At 66.8% G+C, this 18,286-nt stretch carries 19 protein-coding genes; 12 read left to right on the top strand and 7 right to left on the bottom strand.

Annotated elements, in window-relative coordinates; all coding sequences use genetic code 11:
* The first annotated feature begins 2 nt into the window (after positions 1 to 2).
* From GO488_RS17475 to GO488_RS17450, 6 genes are all read left to right on the top strand, one after another.
* Positions 3 to 941, top strand: a complete 939-nt coding sequence (locus GO488_RS17475; RefSeq protein WP_162319136.1) for a thiamine pyrophosphate-dependent enzyme — start codon at positions 3 to 5, stop codon at positions 939 to 941.
* Positions 942 to 1,035: 94 nt separating this feature from the next.
* Entirely contained in the window at positions 1,036 to 1,464 is a 429-nt protein-coding gene (gene lrpA1 / locus GO488_RS17470) for an HTH-type transcriptional regulator LrpA1 (protein ID WP_162319135.1), read from the top strand.
* 35 nt (positions 1,465 to 1,499) lie between these two features.
* A complete protein-coding gene (locus GO488_RS17465; protein ID WP_162319134.1) occupies positions 1,500 to 3,035 on the top strand; it encodes a DHH family phosphoesterase in 1,536 nt (511 codons plus the stop codon).
* Positions 3,036 to 3,072: 37 nt separating this feature from the next.
* A complete protein-coding gene (locus tag GO488_RS17460) occupies positions 3,073 to 3,870 on the top strand; it encodes a CBS pair associated ParBc domain-containing protein (RefSeq protein ID WP_162319133.1) in 798 nt (265 codons plus the stop codon).
* 69 nt (positions 3,871 to 3,939) lie between these two features.
* The gene (locus tag GO488_RS17455) at positions 3,940 to 5,643 is read left to right on the top strand and encodes a methylmalonyl-CoA mutase family protein (RefSeq protein ID WP_162319132.1); all 1,704 of its coding nucleotides are present in this window, start codon (positions 3,940 to 3,942) and stop codon (positions 5,641 to 5,643) included.
* Between the two features lie 174 nt (positions 5,644 to 5,817).
* Positions 5,818 to 6,600: a hypothetical protein gene (locus tag GO488_RS17450; RefSeq protein WP_162319131.1), complete on the top strand. Its 783-nt coding sequence runs from the start codon at positions 5,818 to 5,820 to the stop codon at positions 6,598 to 6,600.
* A 32-nt stretch (positions 6,601 to 6,632) separates the two neighbouring features.
* Here the strand turns inward: GO488_RS17450 and GO488_RS17445 are convergent, their stop codons facing one another.
* From GO488_RS17445 to GO488_RS17430, 4 genes are all read right to left on the bottom strand, one after another.
* Positions 6,633 to 6,914 (bottom strand): DUF7520 family protein, encoded by a 282-nt coding sequence (locus tag GO488_RS17445; RefSeq protein WP_162319130.1) that lies wholly within the window; start codon positions 6,912 to 6,914, stop codon positions 6,633 to 6,635.
* A gap of 200 nt (positions 6,915 to 7,114) precedes the next feature.
* Positions 7,115 to 8,917 (bottom strand): cytochrome c oxidase subunit I, encoded by a 1,803-nt coding sequence (locus GO488_RS17440; RefSeq protein WP_162319129.1) that lies wholly within the window; start codon positions 8,915 to 8,917, stop codon positions 7,115 to 7,117.
* Between the two features lie 68 nt (positions 8,918 to 8,985).
* Entirely contained in the window at positions 8,986 to 9,330 is a 345-nt protein-coding gene (locus tag GO488_RS17435) for a DUF6684 family protein (RefSeq protein WP_162319128.1), read from the bottom strand.
* Positions 9,331 to 9,378: 48 nt separating this feature from the next.
* The gene (locus tag GO488_RS17430; RefSeq protein ID WP_162319127.1) at positions 9,379 to 9,774 is read right to left on the bottom strand and encodes a DUF7541 family protein; all 396 of its coding nucleotides are present in this window, start codon (positions 9,772 to 9,774) and stop codon (positions 9,379 to 9,381) included.
* A gap of 146 nt (positions 9,775 to 9,920) precedes the next feature.
* On the opposite strand from GO488_RS17430, the gene GO488_RS17425 reads away from it, so the two are divergent.
* Positions 9,921 to 12,287, top strand: coding sequence for a DUF7527 domain-containing protein (locus tag GO488_RS17425; RefSeq protein ID WP_162319126.1), 2,367 nt, complete (start codon positions 9,921 to 9,923; stop codon positions 12,285 to 12,287).
* Positions 12,288 to 12,296: 9 nt separating this feature from the next.
* Here the strand turns inward: GO488_RS17425 and GO488_RS17420 are convergent, their stop codons facing one another.
* Positions 12,297 to 12,602, bottom strand: coding sequence for a hypothetical protein (locus tag GO488_RS17420; RefSeq protein WP_135304560.1), 306 nt, complete (start codon positions 12,600 to 12,602; stop codon positions 12,297 to 12,299).
* A 194-nt stretch (positions 12,603 to 12,796) separates the two neighbouring features.
* Here GO488_RS17420 and GO488_RS17415 point away from each other — a divergent pair, with 194 nt between their 5' ends.
* The 4 genes from GO488_RS17415 to GO488_RS17400 all read left to right on the top strand — a co-directional run bounded on the left by GO488_RS17415 (position 12,797) and on the right by GO488_RS17400 (position 15,578).
* On the top strand, positions 12,797 to 14,173 hold the full coding sequence (locus tag GO488_RS17415) for an adenylosuccinate synthase (protein WP_162319125.1): 1,377 nt from the start codon (positions 12,797 to 12,799) through the stop codon (positions 14,171 to 14,173).
* 119 nt (positions 14,174 to 14,292) lie between these two features.
* Positions 14,293 to 14,691 (top strand): hypothetical protein, encoded by a 399-nt coding sequence (locus GO488_RS17410; RefSeq protein WP_162319124.1) that lies wholly within the window; start codon positions 14,293 to 14,295, stop codon positions 14,689 to 14,691.
* Positions 14,692 to 14,776: 85 nt separating this feature from the next.
* Entirely contained in the window at positions 14,777 to 14,971 is a 195-nt protein-coding gene (locus GO488_RS17405) for a methytransferase partner Trm112 (RefSeq protein WP_162319123.1), read from the top strand.
* A gap of 49 nt (positions 14,972 to 15,020) precedes the next feature.
* Entirely contained in the window at positions 15,021 to 15,578 is a 558-nt protein-coding gene (locus tag GO488_RS17400; protein WP_162319122.1) for a DUF7524 family protein, read from the top strand.
* A gap of 21 nt (positions 15,579 to 15,599) precedes the next feature.
* Here GO488_RS17400 and GO488_RS17395 read toward each other — a convergent pair whose 3' ends face one another.
* Positions 15,600 to 16,703, bottom strand: coding sequence for a DR2241 family protein (locus tag GO488_RS17395; protein ID WP_162319121.1), 1,104 nt, complete (start codon positions 16,701 to 16,703; stop codon positions 15,600 to 15,602).
* Positions 16,704 to 16,781: 78 nt separating this feature from the next.
* Complete coding sequence (locus GO488_RS17390; protein ID WP_162319120.1) at positions 16,782 to 17,660, bottom strand: CbiX/SirB N-terminal domain-containing protein; 879 nt, start codon at positions 17,658 to 17,660, stop codon at positions 16,782 to 16,784.
* Between the two features lie 85 nt (positions 17,661 to 17,745).
* Between GO488_RS17390 and GO488_RS17385 the strand changes: the two genes are divergently transcribed.
* Positions 17,746 to 18,234: a DUF7523 family protein gene (locus tag GO488_RS17385; RefSeq protein WP_162319119.1), complete on the top strand. Its 489-nt coding sequence runs from the start codon at positions 17,746 to 17,748 to the stop codon at positions 18,232 to 18,234.
* Positions 18,235 to 18,286 lie beyond the last annotated feature (52 nt).

Here is an 18,286-nt window from a genome sequence, read left to right as displayed (position 1 = left end):
CTATGAGTGCATTCAGCGCAATCGGCGACGACCGCGAGATCGATAGAGACGAGTTCACACCGGGAATCGAACCGCAGGCGACCTGGTGTCCGGGCTGTGGCGACTTCGGCGTCCTCAAGGCGCTGAAACAGGCCATGCCGGAGGTCGGGCGCAACCCCGACGAGGTCGCGCTGTTCACCGGTATCGGCTGTTCGGGCAAACTGAACAGCTACTTCAACAGCTACGGCTTCCACACCATCCACGGCCGGTCGCTGCCCGTCGCCCGGGCCGCGAAACTGGCCAACCCCGACGTGGAAGTCATCGCCGCCGGCGGCGACGGCGACGGCTACGGCATCGGTGGGAACCACTTCATCCACACCGCTCGTGAGAACCACGACATGACCTACATCGTGTTCAACAACGAGATCTTCGGCCTGACGAAGGGACAGACGTCCCCGACGTCGCCGAAGGGCCACAAGTCCAAGACCCAGCCTCACGGCTCGGCGAAGACGCCCGTCCGGCCGCTGTCGCAGTCGCTCAACGCCGGCGCGACCTACATCGCCCGGACCGCCGCCGTCAACCCGAACCAGGCCAAGGAGATCATCGCCGAGGCCATCGAACACGACGGCTTCGCGCACATCGACTTCCTGACGCAGTGTCCGACCTGGAACAAGGACGCGAAGCAGTACGTCCCCTACACGGACATCCAGCAGTCCGAGGACTACGACTTCGACGTCTCGAACCGGCAGGAGGCCTCCGAGATGATGTTCGAGACGGAGAACAAGCTCCACGAGGGCGAAGTGCTGACCGGTCGCTACTACGTCGAGGACGGCCGCCCCTCCTACGGCCAGGAGAAGCGCCAGATCGGCGAGATGCCCGAGGAACCGCTCGCAGAGCGGTACTTCGACGAGGACGCCGAGTGGGAGCGGACCTACGACAACCTGCTCGAACACCACAAGTAAGGGTCGTTTCGGTCAGGACGACCCCACCTTCGACGGCCAGAACGCCGGTTTCTGGTTCGGAAGATATTTTTTCTTGCATCGTAAATATTGCTCCATGAGTGCCGAGTCTACGGAGCGTCGGATCCTGTCGGTCCTCGAAGAGGACGCACAGGCATCATACGCGGAGATCGCCGACCGGGCCAACGTCTCGAAGCCGACGGTCAGAAAGTACATCAAGAAACTCGAAGACGAGGGCGTCATCGTCGGGTACTCCGCGGATATCGACCCGAAGAAACTCGCCGGACAGTCGATCGCGATGGTCGGCATGGACGTCGCCAGCGAACGCTACGTGGAGGCGACGCGCAAGCTCAAGGACGTCCCCGCCGTCGAGGCGCTGTACACGTCCAGTGGCGACCACATGCTGATGGCGGAGGTCCGAGCGGACGACGGCGACTCGCTGGCCGCCGTCATAGAGGAGGAGCTACTCACGCTGGACGGCGTTACCGCCGCGCATCCGTCGTTCCTGCAGGAGCGATTAAAGTAACGGGTTTTTAGGGACTCCGACGCCCACAGAGAGCTATGCCGTCTCGGTTGGTACTGGGAGCCGGGCCCACCGCACTCGCCCTCGTCGACGCTCTCAGTGACGACAACGGGTCGATTCACGTCGTGACCGCCGACGAGCACCGCGCCGAGACGCTGCGAACCGAGGGGACCGCCGTCACCGTCGGCGAGATCTCGGACCCCGCCGTCCTCGACGGGCTCAGCGTCGTCCCGGAGACAGTCATCGTCGCGACCGAGGACGCCGCCGACAACGCCGCGGCGACGACTGTCGTCGGCGATCTCTTTCCCGAGTCCTTCTGCCTGTGTTACACCGGCTACGACGTCTCGGAGTCCCAGCGTGCCGAGATCGAGGAAAACGCTGACCGGGTCGTCGACCCGGCGAGCGTCATCACCGAACGGCTCGGTCGGACGGTCGGGACGGACGGGACCCGCGCTCGACAGCTCCAGCGCGCTCTCCGGGACGTCGAGGGCCACCTCGCCATCGTCACGCACGACAATCCCGACCCCGACGCCATCGCCAGCGCCGTCGCGCTCGGAAACCTCGCCGAGCGGGTCGGCTGTACCGTCTCGGTCTGCTACTACGGCTCGATCTCCCACCAGGAGAACCGCGCGTTCGTCAACCTCCTGGAGTACGAGCTCGTGAACTTGGACCCGGAGGACGCCGAGGCCCTCGACCCCTACGACGGGTTCGCGCTCGTCGACCACTCCCGCCCCGGTGTCAACGACCAGCTGCCGGAGGAGTTAGACGTCGACGTCGTCATCGACCACCACCCGCCGCGGTTCCCGGTCGAAGCCCGGTACGTCGACCTGCGGAGCGCGGCCGGCGCGACGAGCACCCTGCTGGTCGATTACTTCCAGCGCTTCGAGATCGAGATCCCGGAACCCATCGCCACCGGCCTGCTCTTCGGCATCCGGGTCGACACCAAGGACTTCCGGCGGGAGGTCTCGGCCGAGGACTTCGAGGCCGCCGCACACCTGGTCTCCCGGGCCGACATGGACGCGCTCCAGCGCATCGAAGACCCGAGCGTCAGCGCCGAGACGCTCTCGATAATCGGTCGCGCCATCGACAACCGCGAACAGGAGGGGTCGGTGCTGTTGAGTTGCGTCGGCCAACTCTCCGACCGGGACGCGCTGGCACAGGCCGCGGACCGGTTGCTCGACCTCGAAGACGTGCAGGCGACGATGGTGTACGGCGTCCTCGACGGCACCATCTACGCCTCCGCTCGGGCGCGCGGGGCCGACATCGACCTCGGCGAGGCGATGCGCGACGCGTTCGGACAGATCGGGTCGGCGGGCGGCCACGCCGACATGGCCGGTGCACAGATCACCCTCGGCGTCCTCGATTCCGTCGAGGACCGCGAGGAGTCGCTCGAGGACATTGTCCGCTCGGTCGTCAACGACCGGTTCCTCGACGCCGTGCAGTCGCGGTCACACCGCCTGCTCGGGAGCGTCTACCCCGCCGCGGAGTTCGGCCCCGAGACGTACGCGGAGGTCACGAGCGATATCGAACCGACTCTCGTGGATGACGCCGACACCGAGACCGAAGAGGAGTAGCCGAGGCTTTTTCTCGCTCGGTGGAGTACTCGGAGCGATGGGAGACCCGAGTCGTCCGACGGTCGGGGAGTACATGACCCGCGACGTGGCGACTGTCGAACTCGACGACACCGTCGCCGAGGTGGCCAAGCGAATCGCCGAGAGCGACGACTTCAGCGGCTTCCCTGTGACGGACGGCCGGCGGGTCGAGGGGTTCGTCAGCGCGCGCGACCTCCTGCTCGCGGCCGACCACGAGCCGATGTTCCGGGTGATGAGCGACGACATCCTCGTCGCCCACCCGGACATGGCCGTCCAGGACGCCGCCCGCGTCATCCTCCGGTCGGGCATCCAGAAACTGCCGGTGGTCGACGACGCGGGCCACCTCGTCGGCATCATCTCGAACGCCGACGTGATCCGGTCGCACATCGAGCGGGCCACGCCGGACAAGGTCGACAAGCTCGGCCGGACCTTGGAGAATATCCACGACATCACGTCCCACGAGGACCACCGGCAGGTGACGCTTTCGGACCTGACGCCGACGCAGACGACGGTGTACGCGGACGAGCTGGAGGGGCGGGTCTACGAACTCGAACGCGGACTGGCCGAGCCGCTCGTCGTCATCGACAACGACGGGGACCTCCTGTTGGCCGACGGGCACCACCGCGTGAAGGCGGCGGCCCGCCTGGGCATCGAGGAGATGGACGCCTACGTCATCGTCCTCGACGAACCGGTCGAACTGGGGATGGCCGAGACGGCCGCCGACTCGGACCTCGAACGCATCGACGACATCGAGGTGGTCGACTACGGGAGACATCCGCTCGTCGAGACGACACAGCGGTTACAGGACGAGGAGTGAATCCCGGTCGGTGCGTGGGCGTTCCCGGTCGCCCGAAAACTCTTGCTAACTGGTGACAAATTGCGTGGTATGTTCGACGAGGAGGACCTCCAGTCGATCCGGGAGTCGAAGGCCGAGTGGGAAGCCGAGACGCTCGATCCCGCCCTCTCGACCCACGGCGAACGGCGCGACCGCTTCGCCACCGTCTCTAACCTCGAAGTCGACCGCCTGTACACGCCGCTCGACGTGAGCGGGATCGACTACGAAGGCGACGTCGGATTCCCGGGCGAGGAGCCGTACACGCGCGGCGTCTACCCGACGATGTACCGCGGCCGTCAGTGGACGATGCGTCAGTTCGCCGGGTTCGGCACCGCCGCCGAGACCAACGAGCGGTTCCACTACCTCATCGACGAGGGACAGACCGGCCTCTCGACGGCCTTCGACATGCCGACCCTGATGGGCATCGACTCCGACGACGCGATGGCCGACGGCGAGGTGGGCAAGGAGGGCGTCGCCGTCGACACGCTCGCCGACATGGAGCAACTGTTCGACGGCATCGACGTGGGCGAGGTCTCCACCTCCTTCACCATCAACCCGAGCGCGCCGGTCGTCTACGCGATGTACCTCGCGCTGGCCGACCGGCAGGGCGTCCCTCGCGAGGAGATCCGAGGGACCCTCCAGAACGACATGTTCAAGGAGTTCATCGCACAGAAGGAGTGGGTCGTCCCGCCGGAGCCCTCGCTGAAACTCGTCACGGACGTCATCGAGTTCGCCTGTCGGGAGACGCCGAAGTTCAAGCCCGTCTCCGTCTCGGGCTATCACATCCGCGAGGCCGGGTCCACCGCCGTCGAGGAACTCGCCTTCACCCTCGCCGACGGCTTCGCATACGTCGAGGACTGTCTCGAGCGCGGCCTCGACGTCGACGAGTTCGCGCCCCAGCTCTCCTTCTTCTTCAACTCGCACAACTCCATCTTCGAGGAGGTCGCGAAGTTCCGCGCGGCCCGGCGCATCTACGCCCGCGCGATGGACGAGTGGTACGGGGCCGAAGCGGACGCGAGCAAGCAACTGAAGTTCCACACCCAGACCGCCGGCCAGTCGCTGACCGCCCAGCAACCGATCAACAACGTCGTCCGCGTGACGATCCAGGCGCTCGCGGGCGTGCTGGGCGGCACGCAGAGCCTCCACACGAACAGTTTCGACGAGGCGCTGGCACTGCCGAGCGAGGAGGCCGTCCGGGTCGCGCTCCGCACCCAGCAGATCATCGGCGAGGAGTCGGGCGCGGCCGACATCGTCGACCCGCTGGGCGGCAGTTTCGCCGTCGAGGCGCTGACCGACGAGATGGAGGAGAAGGCGATGGCTCACATCGACCACGTCCGCGAGGAACTGGGCGACGGCTCGGTGAGAGACGGCGTCCTGACCGGCATCGAACAGGGGTACTTCCAGCGGGAGATACAGGACTCGGCCTACGAGTATCAGGAGCGCGTCGAGCGCGACGAGGAGGTCGTCGTCGGCGTCAACGCCTACGCGGTCGAAGAGGAGACCGAACCCGAAGTGCTGAAAGTCGACGAAGCGGTCCAGGAGCGCCAGCGCGAGCGGTTGGCCGAGGTGAAGGGCGACCGGGACGAGGGCGAGGTCGAGGCCGCGCTCGACGACCTCCGCGAGCGCGTCGAGGCCGACGAGAACGTGATGCCCGCCGTCGTCGACGCCGTCAAGGCGTACGCGACGATGGGCGAGATCATGGCGGTGTTCGAAGCCAAGTACGGGAGCTACCGCGAGACCGCGGGCGTGGCCTGAGACTGTCTCACTCGGCCGGTAGCTCCCGCGCGACGGTTTAAATAGCAAAACGAGTCATCTCGCCTCGTGAGAGAACTACGCAGAACGACGCCGTCGCTGCGGCGGCAGGTCGGCATCTTCTCCGAGTGCGTCCGGTCGATAAGGTCTCGTCCGTCGTCCCTAGTGTACCCCGCGTTGGTTTCGACTACCGTCGTCGCTTCCGTCGTCTCGATGGTCGGCGTCTTCGCGCTCTTGCTGACCGGCGTCGGTCCGAATCTCCCCTCGCATCCGCTGGTGATCTTCGCGCTGGCGGGCTGTGGCCTGTTCCTGAACTTCGCCGTCCTGCCGGTCGTCACGACCTTCTTGAACGTGGCGTACTGTCACGAACTGGACGCGGTGTTCCGCGGTCGCCGTCCGCGGCCGGGGTCAGGGCTGGTCGCTGCTACTCACCGACTGCCGGAGATAGCGCTCGGCGCGCTCGCCGTTTCGGGCGCGTTCTTCGCCGGCTACTACAGCGACACCGAGAGCCTGCGAACCGGTTCGGGTCTCCTCGGCGTCTTCCTCGCGCCGGCGATCGCGACAGAGGACGGCGGCGTTCGTGACCTCGCGAGCCGTATCGAGTCTGTCGTCACCGGCCGGTGGGGGAGCGGACTGGTCGTGGTCTACAGCGCCAAGACGCTCAGCCACGCGTTGGGCGTTCTCGGAATCGGAAGCGCGGTCGGTCTCGTCGTCGCTCACGTCCTCGGCGCCCTGCCGTTCGACCCGGCGTTCGAATTCCTGCCGGTCGGGTCCGGTCTCCCACAGGTACTCGTTCTCGCAGTCGCCGTATTTCTGGGTGGGTTGTTCGCGAGCAGTTTTCTGACCGCCCTCGTCGCGGGACCAGTCTCGACGGCGCTGTACCACGACGCGACGGGCGACTGTCGCCTCGAATCGGTGGCACTCGACGTCGAAGATCTGGTGACGATCGACCGCACCTGACCCGTCGGCGGTGTCGAGGCTGATACCGACGGCTACTGCGGGTCGCGCTCGCCGCCCGCGCCCTCGGTTCGCCGCGAGATGTAGACGACCAGCGCCAGCAGTACTCCGAGGCCGGTCCCGACCGTTCCGACGCCGTACAGCGCCACGCCGAACGGCGTCGGCGGGAGTTGGATGACCCCGAACAGTTGCGGGTCGAGGTCAGCGGGGCGGATGGTGCCCAGCACGAACCCCATCACGCCCGCCAGCGCGACGATGATGACGTACAACTGGGCGACGACCTTCTCGCCGGGCGTCCCCGCGGGCTGTTCGGTCATATCGGTCCGTAGGCGAGCGAGACGATTAGCCTTTTTCACTTCGGTCCCGTAGTCTCGCTATGTCACAGAAAGAACTGCTGTTCGTCGTTCTCTCCGGTATCGCGTTGATGATGTTCGTGACGGCGATCGTCCTCGTCTCGGGCGCGGCGTAGTCTCGCCGTCGAAGATCGCGCGCGAAAAAGCGTCGAGCGTCGCCGTCGTCAGTTGTCGCCGTCAGTCTCCTCTTCCGGCTGCCCGCCGTCGGTCAGCATCGACTGCTCTTCTTCGTCTTCACCGCCGTCCGTGACCGCGGTCTGGAGCTTTCGGTCGAACCACTGGAACTCGCGGTCCAGCATGTCGTCGCGTTCGAGGTTCCACGGGTCGCCGTCCTCGACCTTCGGCGCTTCGAGCCAGGACTGGACGATGTTCCAGACGAAGAACAGCTGGCCGATGAAGAGGATGACCGCGCCGACGGAGGCCAGGATGTGGAACGTCTCGACTTGCGCCAGCGGCGCGATCGCGCCGTTGAACTCGTAGGTCGCGTACCGGCGCGGCATTCCGAGGTAGCCGAGCGCCAGCATCGCGAAGAACGTGACGTTGGTCCCGATCATCGAGAGCCAGAAGTGCGCTTTCCCGAGGGTGCGCTGGTACATCCGGCCCGTGAAGATGGGGAACCAGTAGTAGATGCCGGCGAAGGCCGCGAAGCCGATGGCGCCCATCACGATGTAGTGGAAGTGACCGACGACGTAGTAGGTGTCGTGAAGCACCATGTCGACGGGGATCGCGGCGAGGAAGACGCCGGTGACGCCGCCGATGATGAAGTTAGAGACGAACCCGATGCAGAACAGCATCGGCGTGTTCAAGCGGAGGCGACCGTTCCACATGGTCGTGATCCAGTTGAACGTCTTGACGGCGCTCGGTATGGCGATCGCCAGCGAGACCGCCATGAACGAGGCTCGCAGGCGCGGGTCCATGCCCGTCGAGAACATGTGATGGGCCCAGACGCCGAACGAGAGGACGCCGATGGCGAGCGTCGAGTAGACGACGAACTTGAAGCCGAACAGTTTCCGGCCCGAGAACTTCGGCAGGATGAGGCTCACCAGTCCCATCGGCGGGAGGACGAGGATGTACACCTCGGGGTGGCCGAAGAACCAGAACAGGTGTTGCCACAGCAGCGGTCCGCCGCCCTCCACGGCGAAGAACGCCGTCCCGAGGTTCCGATCGAGCAGCAGCATGACGATGGCGCTCCCGAGCAGCGGGAACGCGAAGAGGATGAGCGCCGACTGGGTCAGCATTGTCCACGAGAAGATGTCGAGGTTGGCCCAGGTCACCTCGGTGTCACGCTCGGTGAAGATGGTGGCGATGAAGTTGATCGCACCGATGGTGGCGGCGACACCGGAGAGGTGCAGCCCGAGCAACATCAGGTCCACGCCGGGGTTCGCCTGCTGGACGGACAGCGGCGTGTACATCGTCCAGGCGGTCTGGGCGGGTTCGATCATGTTCTCGGTGACCGGCGCGAGGAAGAACCCGGCCCAGATGAGCAGCGCCGCCGGCGGGAGCAACCAGAACGCGATGGCGTTGATGCGCGGGAACGCCATGTCGTCGGCCCCGATCAGCAGCGGGATGAAGTAGTTCGCGAACGCCGCGATGATCGGCGTCCCGAACAGGAACAGCATCGTGATGCCGTGGCTGGTCAGGATGGAGTTGTACGCGCTCGTCCCGAGCAGCGCACCGCTCGGCGTGACCAGCTGGAGGCGGATCGCCATCGCCATGACGCCGCCGACCGCGAAGGCGATGATGCCGTACGTCCCGTACAGCAGTCCGATGTCCTTGTGGTCGACCGTGGTTAGCCAGCGAATGATGCCTGTGGGCTTCTCCCGATGCACGACGGTTTCGCCCGTCGCGGTCCCGCCGCCCGCCAGCGGCGTGTAGGACCGCCAGTTCTCGATGCGCGTGAGTAGCGCGGCGACGGCGACGAGGAGGAAGGCCATCAACCCCGTCAACACTAGATCTCCTGCTGCCATGGTGGCACCTCAGAACTGGGCGATAATGAAAGGGGCGGTTCCGCCGCGGTTCGCTCGGCTGCCTTCGATTAGCTGTCGTCGTGCTCGCCGTCTTCGAGGGCGCGTTCGTCCTCGACGCCGGTGTCGTCGAGACCAGTCACTTCGCCCTTCGGTTCGTTAGTCGCGCTGGCTTGCTGGGCGTCGCCCTCGTGCTCCTCGGCGTTCTCGATGGCCCGACCGGCGTAGTAGGTCAGGACCGCCAGCAGGAAGAACGTCGAGAGCATCAGCGTGAACTGGAGCCCGGTGAAGACCGGGTCGGTGCCGAACGCGGGCACGACTGCGAATACCCCCATGAAGAAGAGGAGAATGCCCAGCGGGATGACGTTGACAGTGAGGTCAAGCAGGGTGTCCTTTTCGAACCCGAGCAGTGCCATGTATGTCACGGAGTTAGCGCAGGCCGGTAAATAGACTGTTGGTTTCGCTCAGACCTTGGTCCGTTCGAGGAGCGACCCGACGCCGCCCATCGCCATCATTATGACACCGGCAACGACGACGGCCACGAGTCGGGTAAACAGCGGTCCCTCGCCGATGTTCGCCACCGTGAACGCCGACATCGGTAGCTGGAAGACGCCGATCGCGAGCGCGAGGACGGCCAGAATCCCGCCGACGGCGAGCAGCGTCGGCCACGGCCGCTCGGCGTAGTCCGACTCGGTGAGGATGCCGGCGATGCTCCCGCCGAACAGGATGAGGCCGAACACCGCGACCGGGAACAGGCCGATGAAGACGCCGATCTCCGAGAGTGTCAGTCCGAGGGCGACGAACACCGGCCACGGACTGGCCGTTCGATACTGGTCGCTCAACCCCGGTTGCTCTTCCATACCCGGCGTTGGCAGTCGGGCGGCATATGCCCATCGGAGTCCCGCGACCGCTGACACGAGCGTGAACCGGCGTCGCGGACCGGCCGACTCGCCGCGCGTCTGACGGGGCACAAACTATTTGTCTGCCATGCGGTTTGATGAAGGTAATGAGCACGCGCACGGTAGAACTGGTTTCAGAGTGGGAGTCGGTGCCCTTCGAGGGCGGCTACGAGGGGCTTCGGGCTCTCGCCGCCGATGAGTTCTCCGGTGCCGTCGTCAGCGGGCCGACGCGGCTGTTCATGGTGGGCGGCACCGTCGTCGGCGTCTTGGAGGGTGATATCGAGGACTTCGAGGACGGAGAGGGTACCGCTCGGCGGGCGCCCCACGAGGCGCTCCCGTTGCTCGCGGTGATGCAAGAACGCGCCGACGAGGTCCGGGCGAAGTACTACACGCAGGACACGCCGCTCTCCGAGGTGAACGAGACGCTCTCGGACGGCAACTTCACCGGGTTCGTCGAGCTCTCCGAGAACGTCCTCTCGGGCGATTACTACCAGGTCTACCACGGCGGCCGGTCGATGAGCGTCGCCTGGGTCGGTAGCGCCGAACGCCTCGTCACCGACGACGACGCGTTCGAGCAGGCCGACGACGAAGTCGGCATCTACGAGGTCAAACCGGTCGGGATCTCGCCCGTCGAGGTCCCGGAACCCGCCGAGCCGGACACCGGTGGAGCGATGGCCGGGACTGTCGGGACCGCCGAAGCGGACGACGCCGACGCGAACGAGGCCGAGACGGACCCGGCGGCGAGCGAAGGCGAGTCGGCCGACGAGACCGCGGAACCGATCGGCTCGGGCGGGCCGGCCGACCAGTCCGAGTCGCCGACGGCGACTGACGCGACGAACGAAGCGAGCGACGATCCGGAGACCGGACGGAGATCCGGACCGGCGACCGGCGGGCCACCGGGATCGAAGGCGGCGGGTACCGACCAGGGAATCGCGGGTCCCGATGTGGAGAGACAGCGGTCGAATGCGGCGGCACAGCCGAACGAGCACGAGCAGGAGCAGACGGGCGAAGCCGAGGCGACCGAGACCGAGGGGTCGACGACCGGTGGCTCGATGGACTCGTCCGAGTCGGCACGGCAGTCCGCGCCGGAGACGGCCGAGACGACCGCGAGTGCAGAGCGAGCGTCCGGGCGGGACGCGCCCGCATCGCGGTCCTCGTCCGGCAGCGATTCGACGACGGCGGAACCGAGGGGGTCGACGGATCCGACGGAACCGCCACAGACGGCATTGGAGGCCGGTGAGACCGCTCAGTCGCCGACAGCGGCGAGCGGCACCGGTGGCGCGACCGGCGGCGCGCCCAGCGGCACGACGCCGATGGACCTCGAAACCCGGTCGATTCCCTCGCTGGACCCCGACCGCTCGACGGCTGCGAGCACCGAGACGGCAGCGACGGCGGCGACCGTTTCGAACGATGCCGAATCGATGACTACCCCCCAGGAGACGGGGACGGAGCGTTCGGCGGACGCGACGAGTTCGGCGGCACGGCCGCGGGCGACCGACGAACAGCGAGACCGGCCGGCCGCGGACCGGCAGCGCGAACGGGTCGAGGAAGTCGAGAGCGAGCTCGACGCCAAGGAGGCCGAGGTCGGTCGACTGCGCACCGAGCTGGACGACCTCTCGGCGACCAACGACGACCTCAGAGCCGAACGCGACCGGCTTCAGACCGAACTCGACGAGGCGAAGACGGAGATCCAACGGCTGGAGCGACGCCTCGGCGACGTGCAGGAGGACGCCCCGGACGCCGGCACGCGGCTGTCGCCGACCGAAGCCATCGACGGGACGAACCTCTTCGTCCGCTATCACTCGAAGGGCGAGGCGACCCTGGAGAAGGCTCACGCCGGCGACGCCGACCGCTCGCAGGTCGAGGAGAACCTCCGACTGGAGTACCACACGCAGTTCGACGGGGCCGACGCCGTCGTGGACGGCGAGGAGTTCGAGACGTTCCTCCAGGAGAGCATCCACTACCGGTTCGTCGACTGGCTCGTGCGGAACTTGCTGTACGAGATCAGAGACACCGGACACGCGAGCGCGATGCGCGACCTGTACGACGCGCTCCCCGAGATAGACCGCGCCGAACTCAACGGGAACGTCTCGATCACCTACACCGAGGACGGGAAGCAACACCGCTCACAGGAGCGCTTCGACGTGGTCGCTCGCGACCGAATGGGCAATCCGCTGGTAGTGGCGAACATCAACGACTCTCGCCAACCGGCGACGGACGGACAGATGACCGACATCGTCCGCGACGCCGAGCGAGTCGGCAACGCCTCGGAGTCGCTCGCGGCGGCGTTCCTGGTCACGAGCAGTTTCTTCGAACCCGGCGCGCTGGAGACCGCGGAAGAAGCGACTTCCAGCGGCCTGTTCAGCCGCGATAAGCGAAAGAGCTTCGTGAACCTCTCGCGGAAAGACGGCTACCACCTCTGTCTGCTCGAGGCGAGAAACCGGGAGTTCCACCTCGCGGTACCGGAGTTGTAGAGAACGGGGTTAGCCTTCTATCTCTGCCGCGTCTTCGATCTTCATTCCTTCGAGCTTCTCGATTATCTCGTCTATCTTTTCGTCCAGGTCGTCGACGAACTCGCCCGTCTGTTCGGTCGTGATGGCTCCTTGACTGGAGGGCTCGATGAGGTTCTCCTCTTCGAGGACGCGAAGCGAGTAGCGGACCTTGTGGTGGGGGTAGCCCGTCTCGTTGGACATCTTCACGATACCGATAGGCTCGTTCTCGATAACCATGCGAAGCACCTGCAAGTGGCGCTCCAGCATGTCGACTTCCTTCTCAAGCCTGTCTATCATGGCAATTGTTAACTTGTGTTTGGAGGGTTTAAAAGTTCCCCTCGGCTACCCGTCTTTGCCGGTTTCCGGCTTCGGAGAGCGGGGTATTAAAGCCGTCGTAACGTCTCACATGGGTGACGGTAGCGTTCTGATACTGGTTTCCAGCCGGCGAGGGACCGTAATCTGTTTATCACGGCCCCCGAAAGGTGCGGGCGATGACCGTAACCATCGTCGGCTCGCAGCTCGGCGACGAGGGGAAGGGCGGCATCGTCGACCTGTACGGCGACGACGCGGACGTCGTCGCGCGCTATCAGGGCGGCGACAACGCCGGCCACACCGTCGTCCACGAGGGCGAGGAGTACAAGCTCTCCCTGGTCCCGAGCGGAGCCATCCGCGGCAAGGTCGGCGTCCTCGGCAACGGGTGCGTCGTCAACCCGCGTACGCTGTTCGACGAGCTAGACACGCTGCAGGAGCGCGGCCTCGACCCCGACGTTCGCGTCGCGGAGCGCGCTCACGTCATTCTCCCCTATCACCGCGTGCTCGACGGCATCGAGGAGGAAGTCAAGAGCGAGTCCGGCGACGAAGTCGGGACGACCGGCCGCGGGATCGGCCCGACCTACGAGGACAAGGCCGGACGGCGCGGCGTTCGCGTCGGCGACCTACTTGACTCCGAGGTCCTCCGGGAGCGACTGGAGTACGTCGTCCCCCAGAAGCGCGCGCTCGCCGAGGACGTCTACGGCCTCGACGTCTCCGAGTTGGAGGACCCCGACGCCTTCGACGTCGACGCGCTCTACGAGGAGTTCCGCGAGGTCGGCCGCCGCTTCGAGGCGGAGGAGATGACCGTCAACGCGGGCGCGTTCCTCACCGACGCGATGGCCGACGGCCGGAACGTCATGTTCGAGGGCGCACAGGGGACCATCATCGACATCGACCACGGCAACTACCCCTACGTCACGTCCTCGAACCCGACGGCGGGCGGCGCGGCCGTCGGCACGGGCGTCAGCCCCGGCGTCGTCGGCGGCGGCGAAGTCATCGGCATCGTGAAGGGGTACCTCACGCGCGTGGGCAGCGGCCCGCTGCCGACCGAGCTCGGCGGCGTCGTCGGCGACACGCCCGGCTACGACGAGCAGGGCGAGGGCGACGACGAGGAACTGGCTCACTACATCCGCGAGGAGGGCGGCGAGTACGGCACCGTCACCGGCCGTCCGCGTCGAGTCGGCTGGCTGGACATGCCGATGCTCCGCCACGCGACCCGCGTCTCCGGCTTCACGGGGCTGGCGATAAACCACCTCGACGTGCTCGCCGGCCTCGACGAGGTGAGCGTCGGCCACACGTACACGCTCGACGGCGAGGAGCGCGAGTCGATGCCCGCGACGACGGAGCAGTGGGCGCGATGCGAGGCGAACCTTCGGACCTTCGACGGCTGGGAGGCGTTCGATCCCTCGGAAACCGCTGCGGAGGGGTACGAAGCGCTGCCCGAGAACGCGAGAGCGTACGTCGAGTACATCGAGGACGAACTCGATACGCCCGCCTACGCCATCGGCGTCGGACCGGGCCGCGGCGAGACGATCATCCGAGAACGTCCCTTCTGAGACGTGCGAGAGCGGCTTTTCCGAGCCGCCGACTCGGGGGACACGTGACTTCCGAGCGACGACTTGCAACCGACGGTACAACGCTCAAATGGCTCCGCCTCGAAGGGCGGGTTAGCCAGATGACCGCAGCACATACGCGCCGGGTGGTCCTCACGGGCATCGTCTTGCTCCTCGCGCTGGGGACGAGCGGCTGTCTCACGCTCCAACCGACGGTCGCGGGACCGAGCGACTCCGCCGTCTTCGACGACGTATCGACGAGCGAACCCTGGAGCAGCGGGCACGTGACCACGACGGTGACGCTCTCGGAGGCGGCGACGACCGACAAGGGCGTCACGAAGCTCACGGTCGTCGACGCGAGCGGCGACTCTTACGACACCGCGCTGCTCGACAGCGGACAGACCACGACGACGATGTTCTTCCCGACGAACCAGACCTCGACGCTGCTCGCGACGAACACCGTCAACGGTACCGTCGTCGAGAAGCGTCCGGTCACCGCCAGCGGGAACAAGCTCATCTGAAGTCGCTCGCGGAGCAGTCCGCCGCGGACCGTGGCGACGGTTGGCAGACAGTACGCTTTTAGGGACACCGGACCCACTCCCGGGTATGAAAGAGGACCTGATGGACATCATCTGCTGTCCGCTGGACAAGCACGACCTCGAACTGGAGGTCGAAGAGCGCGACGACGAGGATATCCTGTCCGGCCGACTGGTCTGTACGGAGTGCGGCGAGTCCTTCCCCATCGAGGACGGCATCCCGAACCTCCTCCCGCCGGACATGCGCGACGAAGCGCCGGCGTGACCCGGACGGACTCCTGAACCTTTTTCTCGGGTCCACGCGATTTCCGAACGTGCCCGACTCGTTGCCCGTCCACATCAACCGGAAGGAGCTCCACGGGCTGGAGGTCCCGGATACCTTCGAGACGAGCGATAGCTTCGACGTGCGCCTCATCAACCACGGCGAGTCGACGCACGTCCACTTGCACCTCGACGATTCGCTCTCGAAGCTGGCCGCCCTCGAAGCCACGAACTACCACGTCGACCGGGACAGCGAGCGGCGCGTCCGCGTGACGGTCGACGGCGACGGCGAGACCCGCGGGAACCTGAAGGTCGTCACGGCCTACGGGAGCACGACCCGCTACGTCGACGTTCGGATCGCTGAACCCGAACCCGAGGACGAACCCGTACAGGTCGACGAGGACCTCGCCAAGCCACAGCCGAAGCGCGACTCGAACACGGGGTTCGCGCTGGCCGACGTCCCCGACGAACAGGTTCTGGCGGTCGGCGGTGCCGTGCTGTTTTTCGCGGTGCTGGCCGCGTTCCTCTCACAGAACCTCCTCGTCGTCTTCCTCGCGCTACTGGTCGCCATCGGCACGCTCGTCGCCGTCTACGCGGCCGCCGCTCGGTGAGTCGCCTCGCTCGCGTCGTTCTCAGTCGTCGGTTTCGATCCCCGAGAGGTTGCCCTCGTCGTCGAACCGTTTCGCTCGGAGGAACCGCGTCCGATAGCGGTTCGCGCCGTCGTAGATGTCCGCCTCCCTGACGTCCGCCGTACGGCCGTCGGCCACGGCGTCGATGATCTCCTCGACCTGTTCCTTCTCGCTGGGCGTCAGTTCGAACTCGTAGGTCCGGGACTCCTCGCCTTCGAGTTTCGTCCACTTGCGCGCGGCGGAGATGACGAGCGAGCAGGGTTCGCGGCAGGGGAATTCGCCCTCGTCGGTCTGGTTGCCCCCGGGGTCGAGCGCCGTCTCCTCGTCGTACTCCCACTCGCGGCGCTTCAGGCACTGGGAGTCGTCACAGCAGGCCTCCGCGACCCAGTCGACGTGTTCGTGGCCCTCGCCGCGGTCCCACGTCTGTACCACGCCGTAGATGCCGGTCTGGCGCTCGACGGTCTCGTGCCAGTGGTTCACGTCGAACTCGCCCTCGCGCTCCCGATACCAGTTCTGGACCGTCGCCGGGTAGAAGGCGTGGACCGCCTCGACGAGGTCGGCTGGGCCGAGTGCGGCGAACTCCCATCCCGTCTGGAGGGTGGGCGCGGTCTTGAGCGGGCGGTACTGTCCGTCGTCGTCGTGCTTGGCGAGTTCGCGGGCGTCGAGCGGGTCCTCGTAGGTGTCGAGCGCGAGAGCTTCACCGCGGTCGATCTCGGCCTGGTCGTCCTCGTGACGGAGTTCGTAGACCCGGTCGCCGCCCCCGGTCAGCGAAACGGTGATCGCCAACTGACCCCACGTCGTCGTCAGCCCCTCCCGCAAGCGGTCGTATCGCTCGGGGACCGGCGTCGAGTCCGCCCCCTCGACCCACCGGAGGAACGCCCAGCGAGCCTGGGCCTGCGGAGCCGTCGCGTGCCAGAAGTACCAGTTCGTGACGTACTCGTCGTACTCCGCGGCCACGTCGGCGAACTCCTCGGTGGCGACGACCGTCGCCGACCCGTCGGCGGCCTCGACGGCGTAGCTGTCGCCCTCCACCCGCGCCTCGATGCCGTCGAACGCGACGCCGTCCGACGCGGCGTCGGCGAACGCCTCGACGTGAGACTCGTCCATGTCCGCGGGGTAGCAGTCGGAGCGCAAAAAGCCGCTCGTTCCGGCAGGACGGCGTGACAGCGGAGAATCCGAGTCGGATCAGTCGCCGCTCGCGACGCGCTCTCTGGTCTCCTCGCGGACTCGTTCGATGGCCGCGCGCACGTCGGCCCCGGCGTCGGCGGCCTGTTCGAGCAACACGTCGGCCATCAGCGGCTCGGTCCCGACGGCCCCCGAGTACCAGATGCGGTGGCCGTCGACCTCGGCGGGCGTCTCCCACCCGGTCCGGTAGTCGTCGGTGAGGCCCATGTCCTCGGGAATGTCTTCCTGCGTGTGGTAGCCGTCGGCGATGAACAGCGGGACGACGACGATATCGTCGCTCTCGAAGAACTCCGTCACGTCGTCGACCTCGGGGTCCTCGTCCATGAACAGCGCCTCCACCTCGTCGAAGCGGTCCATCCCGCGGATGCGGTCGGCGTGGTACTCGATGGCCTTCGCCGAGTTCTCGTTGCGCTCGGTGCCGTGGCCGACGACCGCGAGGCCGAACCCCTCGCCCACGTCGGGGTCGCCGGTGACCGACTCCGCCCGCTGGACGATGACGTCGCTCATCGAGTCGTGGGTACCGACCGGGCCGCAGTAGTGGACCGTCTGGCCGGTGTCCCCGGCGGTGAGCGTCGCGTGCGTGGCGCTGGTGCCGTCGGAGTCCCACAGCTCCGGGTCCCACTCCTCCAGGCGGAACTCCCGGGGGATGACCTGCTCGGTGAAGTACCCCTCCGAGACGAACAGCGGAACGAGATACACCTCCTCGGCGTCGACGGTGCGAAGCCCCTCGCGGAAGGACGGCTCCTCCTTCCAGAACGTCTCGCGGACCTCGTCGAACGCGCCCGTGGCGCGGATCGTGTCGGCGTGCGTGAACGTCGGCGCGCTCGACTCGGCGTTCAGATGCGAGCCGTGAGCCGCGATGACGAGTGCCTGTCTCATGCGATTCGCTTGGGACGACCCGCTCTTATGGGCTTCGCTGGCGGCGTCGGGTAGACTTTTGGTCCCGCGTCGCCCGCCACTTCGTATGTCACTCGCCGCCGCCACGCGCGACGCCGTCCGCGAGCGCCCGTTCCTCTACGACGCGCTCCGAGCGGGCGTCGTCAACTACACCGCCGCCGCTCGAACACTCGACGTGGCGGGGGAGACCGACGCCGTCGCCACCGCGTTGCGCCGCTTCGCCGAGGAGCTCCCCGACGACCCGGTTCACGACAGCGAGGCCCGCGTCGCGATGCGAAGCGGATTGGGACGAACTGACGACGCGGACGACGACGAGACCTCGCCGCTGCTCGTCGTCGGCGACGCGGCGTTCGCCGACGGAGCCGGGTCGCTGACGGGCATCGTCGCCAGCGGCGACCTCTCCCCGACCGCGCTGGCCGACGTTCTCGGGCGGCTGCGGGCCGCAGAGGTGCCCGTCGAGGCGGCCGCCGTCGGCGACGCCACGCTCGCCGTGGTCGTCGAACGCCGCCACGGTCCGGACGCGCTCAGAATCACCGAGGACGCCGTCGGTCGGTGAGCCGGTCCCAGCGGTCACGCGCCGGCTATCCGACGGCTTAAAGCGGCCAGGA

The organism is Haloarcula limicola (assembly GCF_010119205.1).
GTDB classification, from domain to species: domain Archaea; phylum Halobacteriota; class Halobacteria; order Halobacteriales; family Haloarculaceae; genus Haloarcula; species Haloarcula limicola.
Note: the sequence above shows the minus strand (reverse complement) of the source record. Positions and strands in the feature narration are given on the sequence as shown.

Coding starts and splice junctions, on each gene's coding strand:
- GO488_RS17430 (WP_162319127.1), bottom strand. CDS start 9,774: ATGGAAGAGCAACCGGGGTTGAGCGACCAGTATCGAACGGCCAGTCCG.
- GO488_RS17445 (WP_162319130.1), bottom strand. CDS start 6,914: ATGACCGAACAGCCCGCGGGGACGCCCGGCGAGAAGGTCGTCGCCCAG.
- GO488_RS17390 (WP_162319120.1), bottom strand. CDS start 17,660: ATGAGACAGGCACTCGTCATCGCGGCTCACGGCTCGCATCTGAACGCC.
- GO488_RS17455 (WP_162319132.1), top strand. CDS start 3,940: ATGTTCGACGAGGAGGACCTCCAGTCGATCCGGGAGTCGAAGGCCGAG.
- GO488_RS17395 (WP_162319121.1), bottom strand. CDS start 16,703: ATGGACGAGTCTCACGTCGAGGCGTTCGCCGACGCCGCGTCGGACGGC.
- GO488_RS17420 (WP_135304560.1), bottom strand. CDS start 12,602: ATGATAGACAGGCTTGAGAAGGAAGTCGACATGCTGGAGCGCCACTTG.
- GO488_RS17410 (WP_162319124.1), top strand. CDS start 14,293: ATGACCGCAGCACATACGCGCCGGGTGGTCCTCACGGGCATCGTCTTG.
- GO488_RS17475 (WP_162319136.1), top strand. CDS start 3: ATGAGTGCATTCAGCGCAATCGGCGACGACCGCGAGATCGATAGAGAC.
- GO488_RS17415 (WP_162319125.1), top strand. CDS start 12,797: ATGACCGTAACCATCGTCGGCTCGCAGCTCGGCGACGAGGGGAAGGGC.
- GO488_RS17405 (WP_162319123.1), top strand. CDS start 14,777: ATGAAAGAGGACCTGATGGACATCATCTGCTGTCCGCTGGACAAGCAC.
- GO488_RS17460 (WP_162319133.1), top strand. CDS start 3,073: ATGGGAGACCCGAGTCGTCCGACGGTCGGGGAGTACATGACCCGCGAC.
- GO488_RS17435 (WP_162319128.1), bottom strand. CDS start 9,330: ATGGCACTGCTCGGGTTCGAAAAGGACACCCTGCTTGACCTCACTGTC.
- lrpA1 (WP_162319135.1), top strand. CDS start 1,036: ATGAGTGCCGAGTCTACGGAGCGTCGGATCCTGTCGGTCCTCGAAGAG.
- GO488_RS17465 (WP_162319134.1), top strand. CDS start 1,500: ATGCCGTCTCGGTTGGTACTGGGAGCCGGGCCCACCGCACTCGCCCTC.
- GO488_RS17425 (WP_162319126.1), top strand. CDS start 9,921: ATGAGCACGCGCACGGTAGAACTGGTTTCAGAGTGGGAGTCGGTGCCC.
- GO488_RS17440 (WP_162319129.1), bottom strand. CDS start 8,917: ATGGCAGCAGGAGATCTAGTGTTGACGGGGTTGATGGCCTTCCTCCTC.
- GO488_RS17385 (WP_162319119.1), top strand. CDS start 17,746: ATGTCACTCGCCGCCGCCACGCGCGACGCCGTCCGCGAGCGCCCGTTC.